We start from the raw sequence: 25698 nt of genomic DNA on the forward strand, positions 1-25698 counted from the left end.
ATTCGATTCCCCTTTTTACTTCTCAATAAACTCTGATGCTGCATCATAGCGGCTTTCGACATGCGTATTGAGGTATTCAATCGCCGCATCGAACTCGGCAGCGTTATTCAGGAATGTATAGCCCTCTGTCTCTCCTTCGTCTCCGACGACATAAGGACGTATCAGGTCGGACGCGGCCTGGTATATTGCCTTCATTTTTTCCGGCTCAAACGCGCCCCGGGTTGTTTCTCCGACAAAACTGACATATTTTTCCCAGTATGCGGGATCGTCTGCCAGATAGCGGATCAGAGGCCAGTTGTCATTTACTTCGGTAAGTGAAAGTGAAAGCGCTTCTCTGTCTCCGCCCATTCCGGACATCAGTGCAAAATTATTATCCCACGGGATCCAATTGATCAACCCATTTTCGGTATTGTTGTAAAGATAATAATTGTGACTCATGCAACCGTAGGTGTCCCAGTTCTGAATCAGAGTGTTGACAGCCAGCCACCGCAGAAATCCGTCAACATTCAATATTTTCTCCAGACTGGCTCTCCACGCGGCAGCATCGTCCCTGCTGCTGTGAAGCACCTCAAAAAGTGTCCTGACATCGCTCCAGTCCGCCTTATCTTCGTTGGTCTCCTTGTCAAAGGAATCTTCGTCAAATGTGGCGAAAGTCGCTCCTGGCCCTTCGGATTTATAGAGATTTCCGTCACAATTTCCAAAATAACTCTCAAGCATGGGGTTCGCAGGCACTTCCACCATGGTGTAGAGTCCGAAATATTCGAAACCTTCGCCATGATCAATGTAAACACGGTGAAACGCGGTTTTCGGTGCGGGAACCCCGGCATCTCTGAAAATATCGGCTGCCACTTTCTCTCTGAGAAGCGAGTCATCTCCATAATTACTCGACAGCGTCAGTTTTTTGAAGCCGTAAAATCGTTGATTGTCAATCTCCGGATAGTCATCCTCAAACTGATCAAAATCAAACCTGAACGGAAGCTTCCAGATGCCGCTTCGCCATGTGCTTTGGAGAGATGAATTCCCTTTGAAACGGACACCGACATGGTTCCATACCTTGTTTTCAAACCGGAAGGTGCAGGGTTTCCATATGGGATTGCGGTCAGCAAACTCCAGATTACCGCCGCCTGCCATGCCGCCATCGGGCCTTCCGGCATCGGGCATTTGACCGTCGCCTGCCATACCGCCATCGGGCCTTCCGGCATCGGGCATTTGACCGTCGCCTGCCATGCCGCCATCGGGCCTTCCGGCATCGGGCATTTGACTGCCGGGAATTCTGCCGCCCATATTGTCCGGCATGCATATCAGTCCCTCTCCTTCCACTATGCAAGCTCCGCTCATAAGCTGTTCCTGCATGGTTATTTCGCACGCATCCCCTTCATTCTTCCCGATACATGCCTCTGTCATTTCAAATGGCATCTGGCCGTCATCAGGAGGATTATTCTCGCTAGCGGACTGATTCTCACCTGCTCCGAATTCGCCATATATGTCTGTCATATCATCCATCATGGCCTGCCATTCTTCGGGATCAATAACGAGTTCTATCTTTCCGACCTCGTCCTCCGGAAATACGATATCATAATTTGGTTCAGCGTTATCTCCGTGGGTTTCTTTTGTCCATCCATCGGGACGTTCGCTATCCGCAGGCTGAGAACTCTCGGATATGATATCCGTGTTTGCTGAACCCGGAGTGGGATTCAGAAATCCCCATTTATCACTCCCCTCAGGATATCTGCCAAATGAGATATCTTCGCTTTGTACGTCGAATGTCACGGTGTCCAGCAATGTCTGGTCGGCATTGAAAAGAGCAAGTGTTTCTCCGGAACTGCTCAGTTTGAAACTGGCATGTATGCCCTCATCTTCGGTGTCCTCATCCGCCCATATAATGAGAAATTCCCCAGGATTTATAGTGATATCAGGAAACTGCCATTTGTCAGGATCGTCAGAATCATCGCTCAGATACATTCCGTTGAGACTCACCGACTCCTCACCGCTGTTGTAAATTTCAATCCAGTCCTCATACTCGCCCTGAAGATCAGCAAGAACGCTGCTGTTGGATGCCATAAACTCATTGATACACAATGAAGCCTGGGCGATATCCGAAGTCTCTGTGATCCCGTTATCAGAGTCATCGGTCTTGCATCCTGTAGTCAGAAGCAAAAGCATAAAAAAAATAATAGCGAATGCCTGTTTAAAAAAAATTCTGCGGAACATTAGTTTGTCCTCCTTTTCTGGTTAAAAAAATATGAGATTCTCTGGTTTCGGATCACATTGTGATTCCAAAGTGATAACTTATACTCGATGTTCAAGTTTTTTTCTGTCATTCCGTTCGACTGAGCTCACGCCGAAGCCTGCGAAAGCAGGAATCCGCTGCTCCCGGAAGCGCCGCACCTGCCAAAAACGGATTCCTGCTTTCGCAGGAATGACAGACTTTTTGTTCGATCCGGGTCAAAAAACTTGATTATCGAGTTATAATAAGTACCCGATCAAAAGTTTTTTATACATCTCTTTTTCTGCGAACAGCGGAGAAACCCGGCTTTTTCCTTCAGGGGCGGCGGATCATTCCGGGAAAAAAGCCGGGTTTCTTCCCCGGGCAAATATCGAAAACTTATGGTTAGGTACTTATCTTCAGCTTGTTCAATGATATCCTGCTTTTTACACAAACGCTGAATTGCACATATCCGGTCTGCGACTCTGACTCAGCGACGCTCCCGAAAACATCTTCTGCAATAAATGTTCCGGAATTGACAGATGGTCAGCGGTCGGAAGCGCCAGTTCGAATGACTGCGTCTTTTTATAAAAAACATATTACCGAGATTCAGTAGTTTGAAAATACTGAGAATTCCCCCTTTGAAGGGGGCAGGGGGATGTTTTTCAGGCCCCCCTCTCAAGGGAAAATTCCCATCTGCTCCAGCAAGTTGCAAGTTTTTCTTCTTTTCGAAAAAGAGGGGATTTTAACGCTTGCTATTATCACTGAAATTCGATAATAAGTACCTGATCAAAAGTTTTTTATACATCTTTTTTTTCTGTGAACGGCGGAGAAACCCGGCTTTTTTCTTCAGGGTCGGCGAATCATATTCCGGGAAAAAGCCGGGTTTCTTCCCCGGGCAAATATCGAAAACTTATGGTTAGGTACTTATGGGATTTGATCGGATGATAAATTCACCTCCTCTTGTTCGGATTGACAAACCGAACTGGCGGATTTGCTTTTTTGCTAGTTCTGAAAAAGTAGTGATGAATCCCGTTCAGTTCTCCGGTTATCAGGACACTGAATCTCTTTCATCACTACTTGTTCGGGACTACCGCTTTCTTTAAATCACAGAGTAAATCAAAGGATTCACAAATTCTGTGGGAGTCTTTTTCGATCTGCGGAACATATCCGTCAAATAAAGAGCATTTTTTTCTGACTTTTTTCAGTCTATCCATAAAATATGAAGAAAATATGAAGAAAAAATGTTTTAATTGTGAAAATTGATTATGCCAGAATAAATCTGGATAGTCAAAGGTAGCGATGAACGGTATGTGTTTGTTTATAGCTGTTCGTATATGAAAAATCAGATTGCCCTGACCGAATAAAGGATATAATTTTTTTTAATATTAATTAGTTGACACGGCATGACCCCATACAACGACCCTATACAACCGCTTCCCCATACAAATCCGTTATAAAGAATTCAGAGTAAAAAAAATAATGTAAGAAAAAAATTTTTGCTGTGTAATCTGAAGATTAAAAGAGATTTTAAGAGAATAAACAGAAATAATATATTATTGAATTTATTATAAATGTTTAAAAGAGAAAGGAGGGATGCAAACTATTTGAAGAAGAGGATGTAATTTTTTTCAACGACTAGTCCGTTGATGGGAAATCCTTCAAAAGGGGAATTTTCATCTGCACCAACAAAAAGAAAGGAGTCTTTCAATGCAAAAAAGAAAGAGAAAAACAAATTTTAGTTTTAGTCGGCTAGGGGTATTTATTCTCCTCAGCCTGATTGTTGTCATGAGTTTCGGCTGTAGCAGCGACAACGATTCAGACTCGGCACCTGTTGTGAAAGAGGGCGTTTTTACAGACAGTCTGGTGGCAGGAATAGGATACCGGACAGCCACCCAGACGGGTGTGACAGACTCAATGGGTAAATTTAAATATGCTGATGGTGAAACCATCACATTTTTTCTCGGAGAGATTGTTCTCGGAGAGGCAACCGCAAAATCGGTAATGACACCGGTTGATCTGGTGGAAGACGCATCAGATGAAACCCATCCGACAGTGACCAACATATCCAGATTCTTACTGACAATGGATGATGATGCTGATCCGGATAATGGAATTTTTATTCCGGAGCCTGTAACAAATGCGGCTGCGGATCTGTCTGTCAAATTTAATCTGAGCATAACGGCATTTGAACAAGATGAAGCTGTTATACAGGCGATATCAGTTTTAACATCCCTCACAAGCACAGGGCAGAGGCTTCTGGTCGCTGTTGCGTTTGCCCAGCTTCATCTTCATAATACCCTGGAGAATCCTGAAAATGATCTGGATGATGATGAAGACGGATTCACAGAAAATCAGGGCGACTGTGACGATACAAACGCTGATATTTACCCGGGGGCAGAGGAAATCTGCGGAGACGGCATTGACCAGGATTGCGATGAAAGCGATCTGATATGTGTCGGAGAGCCGGATGCGGATGATGACGGAGATTCCTTCACAGAGAATCAGGGCGATTGCGACGACGCAAACGCCGACATCCACCCCGGTGCAGATGAAATCTGCGGAAATGAGACAGATGAAAACTGTGACGGCAGTGATCTTTCCTGCGACGATGTGGACAATGATGAGGACGGCTTCACAGAGAACCAGGGGGACTGCGACGACACGAATCCTGCTATCCACCCGGAAGCAGAAGAAATCTGCGGAAATGATACAGATGAGAACTGCGACGGCAATGATCTTTCCTGCGACGATGTGGACAATGATGAGGACGGGTTCACAGAGAACCAGGGGGACTGCGACGACACGAATCCTGCTATCCACCCGGAAGCCGAAGAAATCTGCGGAAATGATACAGATGAAAACTGTGACGGCAGTGATCTTTCCTGCGACGATGTGGACAATGATGAGGACGGCTTCACAGAGAACCAGGGGGACTGCGACGACACGAATCCTGCTATTCACCCGGAAGCCGAAGAAATCTGTGGAAATGAGACAGATGAAAATTGTGACGGAACTGATCCCGTATGTCCGGATACAGATGATGACGGTGACGGCTTCACAGAGAGCCAGGGCGACTGCAATGATGCCAATGCCGCGATTTATCCGAATGCAGCAGAAATCTGCGGGGACGGCATTGATCAGGATTGTAACGGAACGGATCTCACCTGTCCTCCCCAGGACACAGATGATGACGGGGACGGATACACGGAAAACCAGGGCGACTGCAATGACGCGAGTGCTGCCATTTATCCGAATGCCATGGAAATCTGCGGAGATGGCATTGATCAGGATTGTAACGGAACGGATCTTATCTGTCCTGAAGACATAGATGATGACGGGGACGGATACACGGAAAACCAGGGCGACTGCAATGACGCGAGTGCCGCCATCAATCCCGAAGCCGAAGAAATCTGCGGGGACGGCATTGATCAGGATTGTGAGGGAACCGATACCATCTGTATTGCCGAGGATAATGTCGTAACCCTGTCCAATGGGTTTAAGATTACGTTTGCGGAAGTCATTTATAACGCGGACGGCACATCTGACTGGCATTACACTGTTGAAGAATTACCCGAAGCTCAGAACATGACCAACTGGGTGCTGGAAATGCCGGACTGCGTGACCGTGGCCGCAGTCTCAACAGAGTACGAACTTGTAACATCTGACTCCGATGCTGATTTAAGCGGCATCAGATGGGAAACAGATGATGAATTTCAGACAGGCGAATTTATAATTACCCTTGAAGCGTCACGGGCTGTGGGAACAGTCAAAGTTGCTGCCACAGGAACAGATGCTGTTCTGGGAGAAATCGCCGGCCCTGTCTGTGATCTCGTCATTTTTGATAAGGACGGTGACGGCTACACAGAAGGCGACGGAGATTGTGACGACACCAATGCCGATATCCATCCGGAAGCAGAGGAAATCTGCGGGGACGGCATTGACCAGGACTGTGACGGAACCGACCTGATCTGTATTGAAGACATAGACAATGATCAGGACGGCTTCACAGAGAACCAGGGGGATTGTGATGACACAGACGCTGACATCTATCCGGAAGCAGAGGAAATCTGCGGAGACGGCGTTGACCAGGACTGTGACGGAACCGACCTGATCTGTATTGAAGACATAGACAATGATCTGGACGGCTTCACAGAGAACCAGGGGGACTGCGATGATGCCAATGCTGAAATCAATCCGGAAGCAGAGGAAATCTGCGGAGACGGCGTTGACCAGGACTGTGACGGATCTGACCTGATTTGTATTGAAGATGTGGACGATGATGAGGACGGCTTCACAGAGAATCAGGGGGACTGCGATGATGCCAATGCTGAAATCTATCCGGAAGCCGAAGAAATCTGCGGAGACGGCGTTGATCAGGACTGTGACGGAATTGACCTCCTGTGCCCTGAAGACATAGATGATGACGGTGACGGCTACACAGAGAACCAGGGCGACTGTGATGATATGATGGCCTCTGTTTATCCGGGTGCGGTCGAAATCTGTGAAGATCAGATTGATCAGGACTGTGACGGCGATGATCCGGTATGTCCGGAAAATACAGACGATGATGAAGACGGCTTCACAGAGAATCAGGGAGACTGCGATGATGCCAATGCTGAAATCAATCCCGAGGCCGAGGAAATCTGCGGCGATGAGATTGATCAGGATTGTGACGGAACCGATCTCTCCTGCGATGACGTGGACAACGACGAAGACGGGTTCACGGAGAATGATGGAGACTGTGATGACACAGATGCAGAAATCAGTCCCGAAGCCGAGGAAATCTGCGGTGATGAGATTGATCAGAACTGTGACGGAACCGATCTCTCCTGCGATGACGTGGATAACGACGGAGACGGGTTCACGGAGAATGACGGTGATTGTAATGATCTGAATGCCGATATCCATCCGGATGCCGATGAGATTTGCAGTGACGGTATTGACCAAGATTGTAACGGAAAAGACAAAAAATGCCCGGAAGATAAAGACAGAGATGGGGACGGGTTTACACCGAATCAGGGCGATTGTGATGATACAGATTCGGACATCAGCCCCGTGGCACAGGAGATTTGCGGAGACGGCATTGATCAGAACTGTGACGGAAGTGATGCCCAGTGTTCTGATGAAGACGCGGACCAGGACGGCTATACTGAATACCAGGGGGATTGTGATGATATGAATGCCCTTGTCTATCCGGGAGCCGATGAAATCTGCGGCGACGGCATTGATCAGGATTGTGACGGAACTGATCTTATTTGTCTGGACGCGGACGTTGACGGAGACGGCTATTCGGAAAGCCAGGGCGACTGTAATGATAAGAACCCTGATATCAACCCCAAAGCCGAAGAAATTTGCGGCGACGGCATTGATCAGAACTGTGACGGAACTGATCCCGCCTGTACTGACGATGCAGATACAGACAATGATGAAGATGGTTACACAGAGAATGAGGGGGATTGTGACGACCTGAATGCCAATATCCATCCGGAAGCCGAAGAAATCTGCGGAGACGGCATTGATCAGGATTGTAACGGAAAAGACAAGAACTGCCCCGAAGATAAAGACAGGGACAATGACGGGTTTACGCCGAATGAGGGCGATTGTGACGACGCGAATCCGGATGCCTATCCTGGTGCCGAAGAAGTCTGCGGAGACGGAATTGATCAGGATTGTGACGGAACCGATATCTCCTGCGATGATAATGACGCGGATGGTTATACGCCCGAGGATGGCGACTGTGATGACGAGAATCCTGATATCCATCCCGGCGCGAATGAGATTTGCGGCGACGGCATTGATCAGGACTGTGACGGAGCAGATGTTATTTGCATTGATGACAATAACACCATAGAGACAGGCGTATTCTTTTATGGCAGCTTTGTGGCAGGCATACAGTATGAATCCTCGACCACCCTTTACGGTGTGACAAATTCAAAAGGTGAATTTAAATATACAAAAGGTGAAACCGTCACATTTTCTATCGGCGGTATTGTCCTGGGAACGGCTGCGGGAAAAGGCATGGTCACACCGGTTGATCTGGTTGAAGGTGCGACGGATGAGACAGACCCGACAGTCACCAATATCTGTCGGATGTTAATGACGCTGGACGATGACAATGACATCGCTAACGGTATTTTTATCTCACAACAGGTCATAAATGCGGCAATAAGTCTGACTGTTGACTTCAGTGTCAGCATAGAAGTATTTGAAACAAATACAGTGGGGATTATCGCTGATCTGACTGCCCTTTGCAGCGCGGGACAAAGAACCCTGGTTGCTGCTGATGATGCACAGGCGTTTCTTGTCACAACGCTGGCAAGCATTGAACTGACGGTGAGAAATATCGTTACTGTTGTTCAGGACGGACAGACAAGCGTTACCTGGGATCCTGTGGCTGCTGCTGATGCTTACATGGTCTATGTGGGATATGCTCCCGGGGTGTATGAGACCTCTTATGAAGTCACGACAAATGAGATTGATATTGCCATTAACCAGGGAGAGATTCTCTATTTTGCCATCGGTGTTCTCCAGGGCGGAATCGAAATCGAAGCTTCCATATCGGTGGAAACCCCTGTGTTTGTCAATGAAGGCACTGTATCCGGCCAGGTCGTTGCCTCTGAAGACGGGACCCCGATTCAGGCTGCGACAGTTCATCTGGATATTCCGGGACACTCCCTTGACGTACTCACAGATGCCGAAGGCAAGTATTCCGTTAATGTGCCGTCACTGGGCGACTTTTGTCTGATTTCAGCAGGAAAGAATGGCTATGTCCCGGCAACGGCAAACATATCCAAAGCTCTTCTTGCCGGGGTTGATATCCTGGTCATGAACTTTGAGCTTGATGCGGCAGATACACCGGATAAGATGGTCGTTATCCTGGAAGTCATTCCTGAAGTTCATCACCTCGGAGATGATGCGTATGGCGGTTCTGTGAACAGCCAGTTCCAGAAACTGAGTGAAGGCATTAGTTATGCCGGAACATTTACCCTGTCCGCGGATCAGTTGAACTGTATTGTGGCAACTGATGATTCAGATGATGCGGATGATTCAGATGGCGATGATTCAAATGCTGATGATTCGGACGGAGAGCCGGAAACCCGGTCAGGAAGAGATGATACGGCAGGTATTTCAAAAGCCGAGATTCAGCTGGTTGTCAAAGGCGCACAGTGCCACAACGAAGTTCTTATTAATGGCAATCCTGTGGGACTGCTTATTGATTCTCCGAAGGACGGAAGTTTCGGACCGGTCACACTCTCCATAGACACTTCATATTTGCTGGAAGGCGAGAATACGCTGACCATCACAAGCGTGGATGAGGGTCGTACCTATGATGATTTTGAGTTCGCAAACACGCTGATTTATCTGTATTGCGATGAAGACGAACCCCATGTTGTGACGGACACGGATTATACTGTGGGTTGGACAGATATGTCCGTCGGAACAACCAAACATTTTCGCGGTGTATGGGGAGCTTCAGCGGGAGATGTATTTGCCATTGGTGACAAAGGCGCGCTTTTCCACTATGACGGTATCAGTTGGAGTTCACTGTCTGTGGGAACAACCAAAGATCATTATTATGGTATATGGGGATGTTCGGCGGATAACGTGTTTGTCGTGGGTGAGGAAGGCATGGTGCTGCACTATGACGGCAGTGAGTGGACCGCCACGTCCGCTGGAAAATCTGCAAAACTCTATAGCGTGTGGGGAACGTCCTGTGACAATGTGTTTGCTGTCGGTGACAAGGGCACGATTCTCCGCTATGACGGTACCCAATGGACGTCCATATCTGTCGGAGGAACAGGTTCCAAAGATATCTATTATTCCGTATGGGGGAGTTCCGAGGATAATGTGTTTGTGACTGGTGACAAAGGTACGGTTCTGCATTTTGACGGTACCAGTTGGACCCGGCTGTCAGTCGGAAAATCCGCAAAATTCTACAGAATATGGGGAAGCGCGGCTGATAATGTATTTGCCGTGGGTGACAAAGGCACGATTCTCCGCTATGACGGTGCAGACTGGATTACGATGTCTGCTGTCGGCGGAACAGGAACCAAAAATATCTTCTATGGTGTCTGGGGAATTTCCGGAGACAATGTGTTTGTCACAGGTGAAAAAGGCAAGCTTCTGTACTATGACGGCGTCACCTGGACCACCATATCGGTTGGGAAATCTGCGAAACTCTATGGTGTATGGGGAATTTCCGGCGATATTTTTGCCTTTGGTGAGAGAGGCTCAATGGTCTTTTTTGACGGACCGGAGCCGACTGGTAGCGATAGCAACTAAATATCCGTGACCGTAAACGGTTAAGGATGAAATGAGAAATGGTAAGGGGTAAGGCCGGGTATCGAAAAAGCTTTATCCCTTGCCCCTCACCCCTCTGCCCACCCTGCACTTCTGTCGTTTTTCCACAAAGTTTTCGATCCTCCGGGATATTTTCTGACTCCCCTTTTTTGGGAATCCGAAAAATCGTCAAAGCCCGTGCTGGAAAGGCTGCTCAATGTGCACAGACTCAGCTTTGTTCTGCTGTTCAAGGGCGGGTCCGAGGGCATATGCATCAGGCTAAGATCGTAACTCATTGTTTTTATTAACCCGTGATCTGCCGGACGGGGTTTGCAACCCATATGCATCAGGCTAAGATTACAACCTACTGTTTTTATTAACTCTGATTTTGCCGGACGGGGTTTGCAACCCCGTCCGGAATATTTTCCGACCCCCGAAAACAAACGTTTCGGACGGGGTTGCAAACCCCGTCCGGCAGTCTTAGCCTGATGCATATGGGGTCCGAGGGCACCGCCGTCACCGACAAATTTCCCATCAGGCGTATTGTGTGGGCCGAGTGGCTCGCGGGGTATTATCTGCTGACCTGTCTGCTATATACTCTGTCCAACACATTGCCGCTGGTCAACACGCTGATAATGGGAGCAACGAAGGTGGGTTCCGCTGCGCTTCACCCACCCTACGAGTATTATTCATACCGAAGTGCCTCAATGGGATCCAGATGCGCGGCTTTTTTGGCTGGAAAATATCCAAAAGTGACACCCACAGCTCCGGAAAAAAAGAACGCGGCAGCCACAATTCCGGGTCTGAACACAAAGGGAACTCCGATAAGCTGGGCCCCGATTGCGGCCGCGCATAAACCAATGGCAATGCCAATCAGCCCGCCAAAGGAAGCCAGCACTACCGACTCTACCAGAAATTGCATTAACACCTCCCGTTCCAGAGCACCAATCGCCAGCCGGGTGCCGATTTCGCGAGTGCGTTCCGTGACAGAAACCATCATAATATTCATAATACCGATGCCGCCAACCAAAAGACTGACTCCGGCAACAGCACTCAGCAGGGCGGTCATGACGGTGGTTGTGCCGGTAAGGGTGTCAATGAGTTCCTTCATGTTGCGGACATGAAAATCATCATCTTGTCCGGATTTTATCCCGCGGCGTTCACGCAGGAGCGCTTCAATATCACTGCTGACAACCTCTGTGGAAACGCCATCATTCACAGAAACGATAATGGTTCGGACATCGCTGTTGCCTGCCATCCGGCGCTGCAAAGTCCGCAGGGGAATGATGACGATATCATCCTGGTCATTACCAAAATTGGACTGCCCTTTTTCTTTGAGGGTTCCTATCACTTTGAAGGAAATTTTCCCAAGCCGCATGGCCTTGCCTATAGGGGACTCATTTCCAAAAAGTTCCTTTCGGACGGTATTCCCCAACAAACAAACGCCCTTTCCCGCCTTTAATTCTCCATCGCTGAACGCACGGCCATCCGCCACTTGCCAGCCCTGTACCGTAAGAAACGCATTGGTCGCACCAGTGACAGATGTTGCCCAGTTGGCACTGCCATAGATGGCCTGACTCGAAGCATCGGAGATCGGAGCCACTGCTTTCAGACCGGCCACACTGTTTTTAATGGCTGTGGCATCTTCTATGGTGAAATCATCGGCCCTGGATCTGGCTCCGCCAGGCCCTCTCATGCCTTGTCCGGGGCGGATATGCAGCAAGTTGCTGCCCAGTTCGGAAATATCACTGGTCACTTTGGCCGTGGCTCCGCTGCCAAGCGTGACCATGGTGATGACAGCGGCCACGCCGATAACAATCCCCAGAATAGTGAGGGAAGATCGCAGCACATTTCGCAGGATCGTCCGTTGGGCCAGCAGATAGGTTTCCCACAACATCATAATGATGCTCCTTTTTGAGAATCGGTGATCATGTGATCATTTTGAGAATCGGTGATAATGCGACCATCCTGAAAATGAATTTGCCGGTCAGCATAGACCGCCATTTCTGGTTCATGTGTCACCATCACAATGGTAATGCTGTCCTGGCGATTGAATTCAAGCAGCATTTCCATAATTTCAGTGCTTCGCACAGAATCCAGATTCCCCGTAGGCTCATCAGCCAGCAAAATCCGGGGATTCCCCACAATGGCCCTTGCGATGGCAACCCGCTGCTGCTGTCCGCCGGATAGCTCACTTGGCGTATGGCAGGCCCACTTTTCCAATCCCACGGCGGATAATGCTTCCATTGCTTTTTCACGACGGAGTTTTGCGGGCATTTTACGATAGATCAGCGGCAATTCGACATTTTCAAGGGCTGATGTGCGGTTCAGAAGATTGAACCCCTGAAAAATAAATCCCAGAAAATGCCGGCGCAGCATGGCCCGGTGATCCCGGGACAAATTTTCCACCTGCACCCCTTCAAAGCGGTAAGTTCCTTGAGTGGCGGTATCAATACATCCGAGAATGTTTAGGCAAGTGGATTTACCTGACCCGCTGGGTCCCATCATCGCCACGAACTCTCCCTGACGGATGCTCAGATTAATACGGTCAAGGGCCCGCATGGCAGCCTGACCTTTTCCGTAAATCTTGGTGATATCCTGGAATTCAATCAGATTGTTCTGCTTCTGAGCGATTTCTTCCTTCTGGTAAATCTGTGCTGGTTCCATCTGGTCAGTTACTTGTGCGAATTGCATTGACAATGACTCCTGTTCCTTCCTGAATATCTCGTGATGTGACAGCGGTCAGCACTCCGTCTGTCGCGCCTTTTTGCACTGGAACAGGAAAAGGCCGGTTGTCTTTCAGAATCCAGACGGAGGGCTGCTTCCCATTCATGCCCGGAGGAGGCTCTCCTTCCCCGGCATTTTTTTTCGATTCCCTGCGATGAGGAGGCCCCGGCATCAGAGAACTCAGCAGACCTCGGCTTTCTTTTTTCCCCTGTTCCGGTCTCTGAGGAGTGAAACGCAGGGCTGTGTTGGGAACCAGCAGGGTTTTTTCAACTTTTTGAACAATGATGTTTGCTGTGGCAGTCATCCCGGGTCTCAGCAAAAGTTCGGGATTTTCCACTCTCAGCACCGTCTTGTAAGTCACAACGCCATCCGTGGTCTCCGCACCATATCGAACCTGGGTGATCTGCGCCTCAAACGTGCGATCAGGATAGGCATCCACCGTGAAAGTGGCGGACTGGCCTTCTTTCACCAGTCCCACATCTGCCTCATCCACATCCACCTGAAGCTCCATATGGCGCAGATCTTCGGCCAGCGTATAAAGCACGGGAGCTTCCAGAGAAGCAGCCACAGTCTGTCCTGGTTCCACGTCCCGGCTGAGCACAATGCCGCTGATGGGAGAGTAGATCACTGTCTTTTTAAGGTCTGCCTCATTCGATTTAAGCGAGGCTTCGGCGATGTCAATGGCCGCCTTGGCCGCTGCCACCGCTGCCGTGGATCGCTCTAATTCAGCTTCAGCCTGTTCCAGCGCTTCCAGTGACGGCAGTTTGCCCTTTGTGAGTTCACGCGTTTTCCGATAGCGTTTCAGGGTTTTTCTGTCAGCTTTGCGGGTGGCAAGGGCTTCTTTGTAATTGGCCCGGGCCGAGGCCACCTCTGCCCTGGATTTCATAACTGCTGCTTCATACTTGGAACTGTCCAGATACGCCAGGGGCTGATCAGCCTCTACCGTGTCATTGTAATCCGCAGTCATTGAAGTGATGATGCCGGATAACTCGCTGCCCACCTCCACCTGATTGGTTGCTTCCAAGTTACCTGTGGCAGTGACCGTGATCACCAAGTCCCCAAATTGTACGGGCCGGGTACGAAAACTCATAATATTAGCCGATCCGCGAGGATTCCATACTGCCCCGACCACTGCCACAATGAAAAGCAGCCCCAGTACTGCTATCCAACGGCTGAGGCGTTTCCGGCCTTTGGAGGATTCATTCTGTTTTATTATTTCTTTGACAGATAGTTGTGTGTTGTCTTGCATAATATTCAACCTTTGTTAATTTTTGACAGACTCGGATTGCTTCTGTTACTGATGGACTGCCAGCCGCCGCCCAGTGCCTTGTAAAGCCGAATCAGATCAGATAAAACGGATCCTCTGGTTTCAACCAGATCATTCTCAAAAGAGAGCAATGATCGCTGGGCATCAAGCACATCGCTGAAGCCGACCATGCCGGTGGTATATTGCTGTTCAGCCAGTTCCGCGGCCGAACGGGCAGCATCTGCCGCAATTTGCAGGTTTTTCAGTTTTTGCTGCTCATTGGCATAAGTGACCAGCGCATTTTCGATATCTTCAAGGGCAGACAGAACCGCGGCTTCATAGCGAATAAACGCCTGATTCTGCAATTCAGCCTGTACCTTAACGTTATTGCGAATATTGTCGGCATTGAAGATCGGCCAGCTGAAAGAAGGCCCGAAAGCCCAGTTTTGGTCTGTGGATGAAAAGAGTTTATCCAAAGAAAGTGCCTCCAGACCAATGGAACCGCTCAGGGTGAACTTGGGATAGAGGTCTGCCTCGGCTTCCCCGATTCGGGCGGTCTGGGCCGCAAGTTCACGCTCTGCCTGACGAATATCCGGGCGCTGTCGGATCACATCCGCGGGAACGCCAACAGCCAGTTCAATGGAAACGCTGGGAATTGGACGAACATCTGCCAGTTCAGCGCGTAGCGATCCCGGAGCCTGACCGATCAGCACAGACAGCCGGTTGATGGCTGCTTCCAGCCCTGTATTCAAATCCGGAATTCTGGAGCGTGAGCTTTCCAGATTATAGCGAGCCTGGGTCAGTGCCAGTTCATCCCCTCTGCCAGCCTGAGACAAGGCATTGAGCAGTTCCCAGGTTTCCTGCTGAGAAGCCACATTGCTTTTTGCCACTGTCAGCCGGGCCTGATAAGTCCTCAGATCAATATAGTTGACAGCAACCTCTGCCAGCAGAGTGACCATGACATCATGGAGACTTTCGTTTTCAGCCTCCAGGTCGGCCTGAGAGGCTTCCACTGCTCGTCTGATGCCGCCAAAAAGGTCAAGTTCCCAACCCGCGTCAAACCCCGCTGTGTATAGCTCGGACTCGTCTCTTGAATTACTGTTGTAACTTTTCCGGGCAGCACCGGACGCGTCCAGCATCGGGAAAAGGGATGATTTCGTTTTTAATCGTTGAAGCCGAGCCTGACGCACCCGTGAGCGAGCCTCTTTGATATCCAGATTATCAGCAGCAGCCCGGTTGATCAGACTTGTCAGCATGGGATCATTCAAAGCCTCCCACCATTTTGCCAATTGTTTTGCATTCTGCTTCTGAGCATCACCGGAGATGCTGTTCCATTGTTTCGGGAGTTGCAGTTCAGGCGGGACATAATCAGGCCCCACGGTGGCACAGCCCGCCAAAACCAGCAGACCAATCAGAATGATGATGGCATGATACCGGCCCGGGACGCGCCGTTCATACCTGTTTTTTATTTTTTCTGACATTTTTCAACCCTGACTATAATTTAACGCTATGTGCAAATTATAATGCCACGAAGGCGCAAAGGCACGAAGTCTCACGAAGGTTTCTTTGTGTGTCTTTGTTTCTTCGTGCCTTTGTGGCATTCTCTCTTTAACTTAATGTCGGATGACTGAGCCATGCGACAAGATGAAACTTAATCCTTTCAAGCGAACATAATTGATTTATAGTCTATCCATAAAATATGGAGAAATTATGAAGAAAAAATGTTTAAATTATGAAGATTGAACCTGCTTGGAACAAGCTTCAGTAAATTCCCTCTGAGGAAATGCCGCGTGAGAAAGACCTCCGAGGTTTTCAAAAGTTATCCTTCTTTTTAATTAACGTGATTTAGACAACCTTATGTTATAATATCAATAAATTATATCAAAAAAGTGTTGCAAAATAAATTTTTATGTGTCATAAAGTGTGTCAATACTTCAGATATTTTTTATAAAGCATTGTTTTTATTAGTTTTAAATATTTTATACCCCTGACACCTGATTCTTTCATATTAAATCATGAAGATATCCAAATTATTATCAAGTTTTATTTGTTTTTTTATGATAATCTCCGTCCTGTCGGCCGAGGTAGATGCTGCGGACTGGCATCATCTCCGCATCAGCGAAATCATGGCAGAAGACGGCGATTATATGGATTGGATAGAAATCTTTAATTCAGGAAGTCAGCCTGTTCTTCTGGAAAATTTGTATTTAAGCGATGATCCGGATGACCCGAAAAAATGGCAGTTTCCTTCCGACCTGATTATCCAACCCCGCGGATTTGAAGTATTCTGGGCTGACGGAATGGACGCAGGCCGCCACACGAATTTTAAATTAAAACAAAAAGGCGAAAACGTGGGCATATTTGACCCTGAGGGCGGGCGGATAGATTCGGTTGATTATGGAAAACAAACCTCGGGTGTTTCTTTCGGACGACATCCGGATGAAGGTTCTGTCTGGCTTTTTTTTGGCGAACCCACGCCCGGAAATGAAAACAACACAAAAGGATATCCGGAATATGATGCAACAGACACACCTCCGTGTCCTCAGTTTTCATTACAAGGTGGTTTTTATACCGGCCGTCAGCTAATTTCACTTTCAAGCCAATTACCTGATGCGGAAATCCGATATACACTTGACGGATCAGAACCGGCCCGTTCTTCAAGTTTATACACCAAGCCCATTATTATAAATTCCACAACAGTTGTAAGCGCACGCGTCTTTGATGCAGGGTGTTTTTCAGGGCCTGTAATGACACAGACTTATTTTATTCAGGAAAGCCATACATTACCGGTCATTTCAATTGCAACGGACCCGGCTCACCTGTGGGATGATGAAACCGGCATTTATACAGAAGGCACAAACTATGATTCCTTTGAGGGAATAGCGAATTATCTGGAAGATTGGGAAAGACCGATCCGTCTTGAATTTTACGAAACAGACGGAACCCCCGGATTTAATATGAATGCGGGGATGAAAATTCATGGCGGCTCCGGAAGAGATTATTTACAGAAATCCGTATCTGTTCACGCAAGAGAAAGATTCGGCGCGGACGAGATTGCTTATAAGATATTCCCTGATGAGGATATCAGCACGTTTAAATCATTTATCCTGCGTAATGACGGGTGCTGCGATGATCTGCGAACCCTGTTCCGAGATGCAATCTTGCACCGTATTGTCAAGGGGCGGATGGATATTGACTTGCAGGCATACAGACCCTCGGTTGTGTTTTTAAACGGAGAATACTGGGGAATTTTAAATTTCCGTGAAAAGCTGAATGAACATTATCTGGCTTCCCATCACGGCGTTGATCCTGATGATGTTGATCTTTTAGAAGAGAACAGCAGTGTTGTTGAAGGGGACGCGAAACACTACGAAAATTTGCTGAATTTCATCGAAACCGCTGATATGACTTCAGGTGAAAGTTATGAGTATATCCGGACGCAGATGGAGGTGAATGAATATATCAACTATCAGATTGCTGAAATATTCAGTGCCAACAGTGACTGGCCTGACAATAACATAAAATACTGGAGACCGAAAACTCCGGAGGGCAAATGGAGATGGCTGCTTTATGATACGGATTATGCCTTTACGGATTACAAATATGACGGAATTGAAAAAGCATATGGCACACAGATGTTGTTTCGCAAACTGCTGGAGAATCCTGAGTTTAAAAATGAATTCATTCAGCGATTTGCGTCTTATTTAAATACCACGTTCAGGCCGGAACGGGTCATATTTGTTATTGACAGTTTACGAAAAGGTATTGAAACAGAAATGCCGAATCATATCAGAAAATGGGGAGGAAAATATGGCAGTCACAGTATTTCCTCCATATCTGAGTGGGAAGACAATATTGAGAAAAGAAAAGAATTTGCAACTCAGCGTCTGTCTTATGTCCGTGAGCATATCAAAGACCACTTCGGATTAAGCGGAACTGTGAAATTCACCCTTGGTACTTCCGAACCCTGTACTGGCAGGATTCTGATTAATGGCGCACCAATGCCCACGGGTGACTTTACAGGTATCTGGTTCAAAAATGTTCCCCTACGGCTGGAGGCTGTTCCCAATACGAATTCCCGGTTTGTCAGATGGGAGGGGATAGCGGATGGAAATCAGGAGGAGATTTCAGTTACCCTGACAGAAGCTTCTGCAATAACTGCCGTGTTTGAAAGGATTGAACCGACTGAACCGTTCTCTTCTGTCCCCGGGGATATTGATTCTGACGGTCATGTGACGCTGTGTGATGCGATCATGGCAATTCGGATATGCGCAGGACAGACAACAGGTTTCGTTGTTTTACAAAATGATATCAGCGGAGATGGAAAAATCGGAACAGAGGAAACAATATATATTCTCCGAAAGGTCTCTTGTGCCTTTTAACTGAAAGCTGCTATTCAGAGCGGTTCGCATTTGAATTGGAATTTATGAGAGTATTGGCGGATCTGATTATCATGCAGAATCCAAAAGTACAAGGAAAAGGGATAAGAAAAGGAAAATGGGCTTATCCCCTTTCCTTGTACTTTTTGTGCAGGCCGGACCGCTGCTGAGACCGTTCACTGCTGTGATGAGAACGCTCCTGTCAGCAAAATTCGTCAGAGTCAGTATTTTCACGGGTGTGTCCCGCCTTTTACACAAGGACAGGTTTTATGTGTAAAAGGCGGGACACACCCGTTTTTTTGCCACGAAGACACGAAGGCACAAAGTTTCACGAAGTTTCTCTGTGTCTTTGCGGCTGATTTTTTCGGATGTGTGAAAAGCGGAACCGGCCATTTTTTTCGCCACGAAGACACGAAGGCACAAAGTTTCACGAAGTTTCTCTGTGTCTTTGTGGCTGATTTTTTCGGATGTGTAAAAAGCGGAACCAGCCATTTTTTTCGCCACGAAGACACGAAGGCACAAAGTTTCACGAAGTTTCTCTGTGTCTTTGTGGCTGATTTTTTCGGATGTGTGAAAAGCGGAACCGGCCATTTTTTTGCCACGAAGACACGCAGGCACAAAGTTTCACGAAGTTTCTCTGTGTCTTTGTGGCTGATTTTTTCGGATGTGTAAAAAGCGGAACCGGCCATTTTTTTGCCACGAAGACACGCAGGCACAAAGTTTCACGAAGTTTCTCTGTGTCTTTGCGGCTGATTTTTTCGGATGTGTGAAAAGCGGAACCGGCCATTTTTTTTGCCACGAAGACACGAAGGCACAAAGTTTCACGAAGTTTCTCTGTGTCTTTGTGGCTGATTTTTTCGGATGTGTGAAAAGCGGCTGATTATAACGGATTTAGGGGAGCCTCCGATTTCGGGAGACCGGCCGCAACTTTCCGTTTTTACAGAGAGCCGGACGGACTTTCCCGGAAGACGGCGGTTTCCGAAGGGGCAAATATCCCGGAGTTTCGGTTTCCGGAACCCCGGCACGGACAAATTTCCTGTTTTGTCATTTAATAATTTCAGGAAGTTGTGCCCTCCCCTAAATCCGTTATAATCAGGGCGTTTTCCAGCAGAGCTTTGTATGACATCATGTTTTTCCCAACAGCTTTGTCAGGGCCAGGACAAAGCTGTTCATGGAACCAGCATAAGTTTTCATTTCTTGCGCGGTTCCGGCCAGTTGCTCACCGCCGGCAGCGAGATTCTGAATCACTTTGTCCACTTCACCCACGGCCCGGTTAATCTCACTGATCCCCATGGCTTGTTCATCAGAGTCATTCGCTACCGCTTTGACCATTTTGCCGATTCTGAGAGTGTCCAGTTCCATGACGCTGAATGTCTCATTCACCTCTGAAACGATCTTTGCCCCGTCCGTCACTTTCCCCACGGTCTCTTCAATAATATCACTGGTCTCGCATAATGCCTCCGAGGAGCGGACTGCAAGATTTCGCACTTCGTCCGCGACAATGGAAAAACCGGCACCCGCCTCGCCGGCCCTTGCGGATTCAATGGAAGCGTTCAAAGCCACCAAATTGGTCTGAAAGGATAACTCGTCAATAAGCTTTATGATCGTCTGAATCTTACGTGTGGCTGTCGTGATATCCTCCATAAATTGCAACAGCCGCGTCATGGACATGTTCGCGGATTCAATGTTTTTCACGGCGTGATTGGCAAGCCCCCAGGACTGAACTGCGTTATCCGCGTTCTGCCGAACTTTCTCATTCATCTGCTCAAGCGCGGCAGAGGTTTGTTGGAGAAACGCTGCCTGTTCCGATGTCCCCTGGGAAAGCCCCTGGCTGGAGGATGAGACATGGCCTGCAGCCGTTATCACCCCGCCGGAAGAGTGTTCAAGCCCGCGAATGACACCCCGAACAGATTTGGTGACGGCCCGGCTCAACAGATAAGTAAACACCGTTACCGTCAGCATCACCAGAAGCGTGAACAGGCTTATTTTCAGGATACCTCCGGCAATCCGATCTTTCAGGGTCTGCTCTCCCTGTCTGGCTGAACGGGCGATATCCGCCTCCATTTCTGACATTATTACCAGCAGGGTTTCTTTCGCCTGATTCATCTCTTTGATCGCCACCCCCAATGTCCTGCCCTTAAAATGAAATTCCAAGATAAGTTCCCTGTAATGATCCACTTCAGCCCTGATCTGCTTTCCGTGGCTGAGAATATCCGGATCCGGAGAGGTCAGCGTGCGAAGCCTCAGACGGAGATCATCTGTCAGTGCGAGCATGGGATGCGCGGCTTTCTGTTCCATGGGCGACTCAAAATGTCTCAGATCTGCTTTCGCGAAATAAATCGCTATCTGCGGCAGAATCTCCCGGTATCCCGAGATCATAAAGGTGAGCTGTTCCATCACGGACGCGTCTTTTCCTTCAATGATCTTATCTCTTATCTTTTTGGAAACAATGTCATTCACTTCAGCGAGTAGCGTGCTGATTTTCTGATCCGCGGCTTCGATATCCCTTCGGGCCTGATTGATCTGTTCGCACTGCCCAAGGAGATTCCTGACTTTCTCCTCATAGAGACCGAGAGATGATTTTATGCGGGCATGATGATCCCCGGCCATGATCGCGGCGATCTCGCCGCGGAGACGCTCTCCTTCGGCGCTGAGAATATCCTCTCTGCCATAGAAGCGGCTCATCAGAAAATTGGTATCCGCAATCACCCGCGTCAGTTCTCTGCCCAGAACCGAGTTTCCGATCACCTGCTGTATCTCCCCGGAGAAAATGCGGGTCAGTTCCTTTTCCACATAGGGAAAGGAAAAAAAGACTGTGCCCTCGATGAGAATAAAGACCGTGCAGGTCAGCGCATTCATCAGGAACAGTTTTGCAGGAATGCTTTTATAAAATAGTGAAAAACGGCTTGCCATTTTCATCTTCTCTTTGCCTTTCTCATCCCTCGGAATGCTGACAATATTGCGGAAGGCCGGAGGCGGACATGATACGGACAATACCCTGCCATATCTCCGGGGTGAATATCTCCGGATACAGAAAACCGCCGATTCTGACCGCACCCTGTGCCAGTCTCAGTGTCGGGCGGGAGACCAAATGTTCCTCAATAATAAAGACCTGGTCTTCTCTCACAGCTTTGACATGCTCGAATCCCGGCTCGTTCTTAATCAGTTCCGCGGAGATGCGGTTCATCTTTCCTTTCTGAGCCAGATACACATCAATCTCATCTGCCAGTGAGAGAACCCGATGCTTTCCATAAGCCGCTATATTGCTTCTTTGCAGGGCCTCGGCATCGTTGCTCACATTAATTCCGCCGGCCATGGTGAGTACAAAGAGCTGCATGGATGTCGGGGTGAACGTCCTCATCTTGCGATGGGTGGCCTCAAAATAAACCCGCTTGCGTTTTGTATTGGGAATGGTGTGCGCTAAGATTCGGATGTTCCGGATGCCCTTTTGGAAACTTTGGATCATATCCTCGGCCTTTTCCTCACGTCCGATGAGAACTCCCAGGGTCCGCCAATATTCATACAGATCGTCAATGCCCACGGGCTGAATGGAGATGACCGAAATGCCCGCGTCTTTCAGGTTTCGCACAAACTCCGCATATTTTTTGGCAATCATTGGGCGGATCAGCACCAGATCCGGCCGGGCTGAAATAATCTTTTCCGGATCGTCTTTATAACTGAACACCGGTTTTTTCAAGGCTCTGGGCGGATAAACCTCATAAGGCGTGACCCCGATAATCTCCTTATCCAGTCCCAAATCAAAAAGATTTTCGCTATGAGCCGCGTAAAGCGAGATAATCCGTTTAAACGGTTTGGTAATCTCAAACTGTTCTCCGGAAAGATCAGTAAAAATTCTCGACTGCCCGGCAGAAGCATGTCCCAAGCATAATATCCATAAGCATCCCATTGTAACTATGATAATTTTTTTCATCTTTTCTCCGATGTGTTGTGTTCGAAAAACCGCTGCGCTCTGTTTTCGCACTCCGGGTAATCTTTTTCTTAAAATCTGTACTTAACGATAAGTTTTCGATATTTGCCCGGGGAAGAAACCTGGATTTTTCTCACAGCATCAGTTCCTTCTCCCAGCGGAAAAAAGCCGGGTGTTGCGGTGAAGCAGAAAACAGCTCTCTCTCCGACTTTGCTTTTCGCCCATATTTGCCCCCCCATGAGGTCCACAATGCGTTTTGAGATGGTTAGCCCCAGGCCGGTTGCCATATTCACGGGTTGTGGACGCATCTGCCTGGGTGAAGCTGTCAAAAATCAGCTTTTTTTCTCCGGGGGAATGCCGATTCCCGTGTCCCGAACCGAAAACAGCAACGCGCCGGGGGATTTTCCCTCGGGGTCTTTCTTCACCTCCACACAGTGTCGTACTTATGTTGCAATGCCAGAAAAAGTGTATGACAGATGTCATCCCTGACAATCAGGGATTCCAAGCAGGCGATCAGATCATTCTGAGAATATTTCATAAAAGTTCAAGAAAAATTCAGTGGCAAACGGAGAAATCCATCCGTAACCTCTTAATATTAATAACAAATAAAAAAAGCCCTTCAAGCTATAATAGCCTGAAGGGCTGCACCCAGTTTGCTTGACCCTTGCTTATATATCTCCGCTCCCGGATATTGCCCGGGGAACGGAGCTGAAAACGCAACCATTCTGTATCCGCGCAGAAAGCGTTGCTGATTTTTTCAAGGCAGGTCTTCTGACTTCCGGCTCATCCTAAGCCCGCGCCTTCCCATCCGATTCAGGCCGGACAGTGGCATTTTGCGGGTTTCGTCCCCGGTCACAGCGGCGGGACCGCTCCTGATTCTCACAGGATTTCCTATTAAGTATTCCAAACACCTTTAAAATATCATTTGTATAGAAATACCTGATACCAGATATTTTGTCAAGAGGAATTTTTCAAACAAAAAACCCGGAGCTTTCTCCTCATATATATTGGGCTGAAATTATAACTAATTGTTTTTTATTTTATAAAATAAGGTTTGCAATCCCGTCTGAAATATTTTATCGGACTACTGTCTCTAAACATTTCGGACGAAGTTACAAACCCCATCCGGCAAAATCCTGTCCGGCATTTCCGGCATTCGAAACGTTTCGGACGGGGTTGCAAACCCCGTCCGGCGTTTGAGGAAACGTTTCGGATGGGGTTGCAAACCCCGTCCGGCATTTGAGGAAACGTTTCGGATGGGGTTGCAAACCCCGTCCGGCATTTGAGGAAACGTTTCGGATGGGGTTGCAAACCCCGTCCGGCATTTGAGGAAACGTTTCGGATGGGGTTGCAAACCCCATCCTGCAAAACCCTGTCCGGCATTTCCGGCATTCGAAACATTTCGGATGGGGTTGCAAACCCCGTCCGGCATTTGAGGAAACGTTTCGGATGGGGTTGCAAACCCCGTCCGGCATTTGAGGAAACGTTTCGGACGGGGTTGCAAACCCCGTCCGGCATTTGAGGAAACGTTTCGGACGGGGTTGCAAACCCCGTCCGGCATTTGAGGAAACGTTTCGGACGGGGTTGCAAACCCCGTCCGGCAAACAAAAACCCCGTCCGGCAAACGGAAAAAAGAATACACAGGTCCGATTCCGAAAGAACTCCGTGAAAAAATTTTCTCTTGCTATTTGTGATAAAATATACTATTCATACTAATGTATGAGAACAGTTCAAATGATTAAGACATGAAAAGCTAAACTAACGGATTAATTATGCCAGAACAGCAAATGCTCCTTGAAAAAGGGTCTTATGACATTCTTTTTCAGCAGGTCAATCTGGGAATCGTGGTTCTGAACACAGATTTTACCATTGTTGACGCAAACAAAACCTATCTCAAGGCAGTAAAAAAATCCAAGGCCGAGGTGGTGGGAAAACCCTGTCATGAGATTATCGGGGGATATAATATGCCTTGCACGCCTTCGCAGACAGGGTTTGAATGCCCCTTGGTGAAAACCCTGAGAACCGGCAGATCTGCTCATATCATCCACGAGTATCACACTTCGACAGATGAGACACGTTACTTCAATATTGCCACCTATCCCATAAGGGATCAGAATGACACAATTGTACGAATCATTGAATTGTGGAGAGATATCACAAAAGAATTCTCATTCCGATGCGAAGAACGCATAAGGCGAATGGAGACGGATATGAAAAAGCTGATCCAGGAAGATCGGATGATTTCCCTGGGCAAACTGGTGGCGAGCTGTGTTCATGAGATAAACAATCCGATTCAGGGACTGCTGACTTTCAGCCATCTCATGCACACGATTTTGGAAGAAGGGGACCCGGGAAAAGAGGATTTGGAAAAATTTAAAAAATATGTTTCTCTGATGTCCGGGGAATTGGAACGCTGTGGGCAAATTGTTTCCGGTCTTCTTTCCTTTTCCAGGGAATCGCCCATTGATTATGCAGAGGTGGATATCAATGACGTTCTGAACGCGGTGATTTCACTGACCCGTCATAAAATGGAGCTTACGGATATCCGTCTGGAAACAAAACTGTCCTCCCGGCCCTTAGTGGTAATGGGAGACTCCAATCAGTTGCAACAATGCTTTCTCAATCTTATTTTTAACGCGATTGAGGCCATGCCCGGGGGAGGAGAACTCCTCATTGTTTCGGAACAGGACAATGTGTCAAAAAATTTCCGAATAGAAATCCGGGATACCGGTTACGGAATTTCTGACGAGGACCTTGAACACATCTTTGACCCTTTTTTTACCACCAAGGAAGAAGGAAAAGGCACAGGTCTCGGATTGTCCATTGTTTACGGCATGGTAAAAAATCATGAAGGAGATATTCAAGTGAAGAGCCGGCAAGGAAAAGGAACTTGTTTTGTTCTGACATTTCCGAAGCTGTAATTTTGTCG

12 protein-coding genes and 1 riboswitch are annotated in these 25698 nt (G+C 48.0%); of the genes, 3 read left to right on the forward strand and 9 right to left on the reverse strand.

The genetic code is table 11. From position 1 onward, the window contains the following. Positions 1–15: 15 nt before the first annotated feature. Complete coding sequence (locus dnm_RS05120; protein WP_207681625.1) at positions 16–2211, reverse strand: CotH kinase family protein; 2196 nt, start codon at positions 2209–2211, stop codon at positions 16–18. 1705 nt (positions 2212–3916) lie between these two features. On the opposite strand from dnm_RS05120, the gene dnm_RS05125 reads away from it, so the two are divergent. Next, the gene (locus dnm_RS05125) at positions 3917–10492 is read left to right on the forward strand and encodes a MopE-related protein (RefSeq protein ID WP_207681626.1); all 6576 of its coding nucleotides are present in this window, start codon (positions 3917–3919) and stop codon (positions 10490–10492) included. A 682-nt stretch (positions 10493–11174) separates the two neighbouring features. Here dnm_RS05125 and dnm_RS05130 read toward each other — a convergent pair. From dnm_RS05130 to dnm_RS05145, 4 genes are read right to left on the reverse strand one after another with little or no spacing between them, the layout of a single operon-like run. Further along, positions 11175–12389, reverse strand: a complete 1215-nt coding sequence (locus dnm_RS05130) for an ABC transporter permease (RefSeq protein WP_246556209.1) — start codon at positions 12387–12389, stop codon at positions 11175–11177. Further along, the gene (locus dnm_RS05135) at positions 12386–13183 is read right to left on the reverse strand and encodes an ABC transporter ATP-binding protein (RefSeq protein WP_246556211.1); all 798 of its coding nucleotides are present in this window, start codon (positions 13181–13183) and stop codon (positions 12386–12388) included. Before dnm_RS05135 ends, dnm_RS05130 begins: the two co-directional genes overlap by 4 nt. After that, positions 13161–14465, reverse strand: coding sequence for an efflux RND transporter periplasmic adaptor subunit (locus dnm_RS05140; protein WP_207681627.1), 1305 nt, complete (start codon positions 14463–14465; stop codon positions 13161–13163). Before dnm_RS05140 ends, dnm_RS05135 begins: the two co-directional genes overlap by 23 nt. Positions 14466–14470: 5 nt before the next feature. Beyond that, on the reverse strand, positions 14471–15943 hold the full coding sequence (locus dnm_RS05145; RefSeq protein WP_207681628.1) for an efflux transporter outer membrane subunit: 1473 nt from the start codon (positions 15941–15943) through the stop codon (positions 14471–14473). 576 nt (positions 15944–16519) lie between these two features. Here dnm_RS05145 and dnm_RS05150 point away from each other — a divergent pair. Next, on the forward strand, positions 16520–18844 hold the full coding sequence (locus tag dnm_RS05150) for a CotH kinase family protein (protein WP_207681629.1): 2325 nt from the start codon (positions 16520–16522) through the stop codon (positions 18842–18844). A gap of 264 nt (positions 18845–19108) precedes the next feature. Here dnm_RS05150 and dnm_RS05155 read toward each other — a convergent pair whose 3' ends face one another. The 4 genes from dnm_RS05155 to dnm_RS31535 all read right to left on the reverse strand — a co-directional run bounded on the left by dnm_RS05155 (position 19109) and on the right by dnm_RS31535 (position 23077). Next, on the reverse strand, positions 19109–19432 hold the full coding sequence (locus dnm_RS05155) for a hypothetical protein (RefSeq protein WP_207681630.1): 324 nt from the start codon (positions 19430–19432) through the stop codon (positions 19109–19111). 534 nt (positions 19433–19966) lie between these two features. Further along, a complete protein-coding gene (locus tag dnm_RS05160) occupies positions 19967–21835 on the reverse strand; it encodes a methyl-accepting chemotaxis protein (protein WP_207681631.1) in 1869 nt (622 codons plus the stop codon). Further along, complete coding sequence (locus dnm_RS05165; protein WP_207681632.1) at positions 21777–22772, reverse strand: ABC transporter substrate-binding protein; 996 nt, start codon at positions 22770–22772, stop codon at positions 21777–21779. Before dnm_RS05165 ends, dnm_RS05160 begins: the two co-directional genes overlap by 59 nt. 68 nt (positions 22773–22840) lie before the next feature. Beyond that, positions 22841–23077, reverse strand: coding sequence for an ATP-binding protein (locus dnm_RS31535; RefSeq protein ID WP_353740338.1), 237 nt, complete (start codon positions 23075–23077; stop codon positions 22841–22843). Positions 23078–23513: 436 nt separating this feature from the next. Continuing rightward, a riboswitch (cobalamin riboswitch) is annotated at positions 23514–23699 on the reverse strand. Positions 23700–24541: 842 nt separating this feature from the next. Between dnm_RS31535 and dnm_RS05175 the strand changes: the two genes are divergently transcribed. Then, on the forward strand, positions 24542–25690 hold the full coding sequence (locus tag dnm_RS05175; RefSeq protein WP_207681634.1) for a two-component system sensor histidine kinase NtrB: 1149 nt from the start codon (positions 24542–24544) through the stop codon (positions 25688–25690). The last annotated feature ends 8 nt before the right edge of the window (positions 25691–25698 follow it).

This window comes from Desulfonema magnum (genome assembly GCF_017377395.1).
Taxonomy (GTDB): Bacteria; Desulfobacterota; Desulfobacteria; order Desulfobacterales; family 4be13; genus Desulfonema_C; species Desulfonema_C magnum.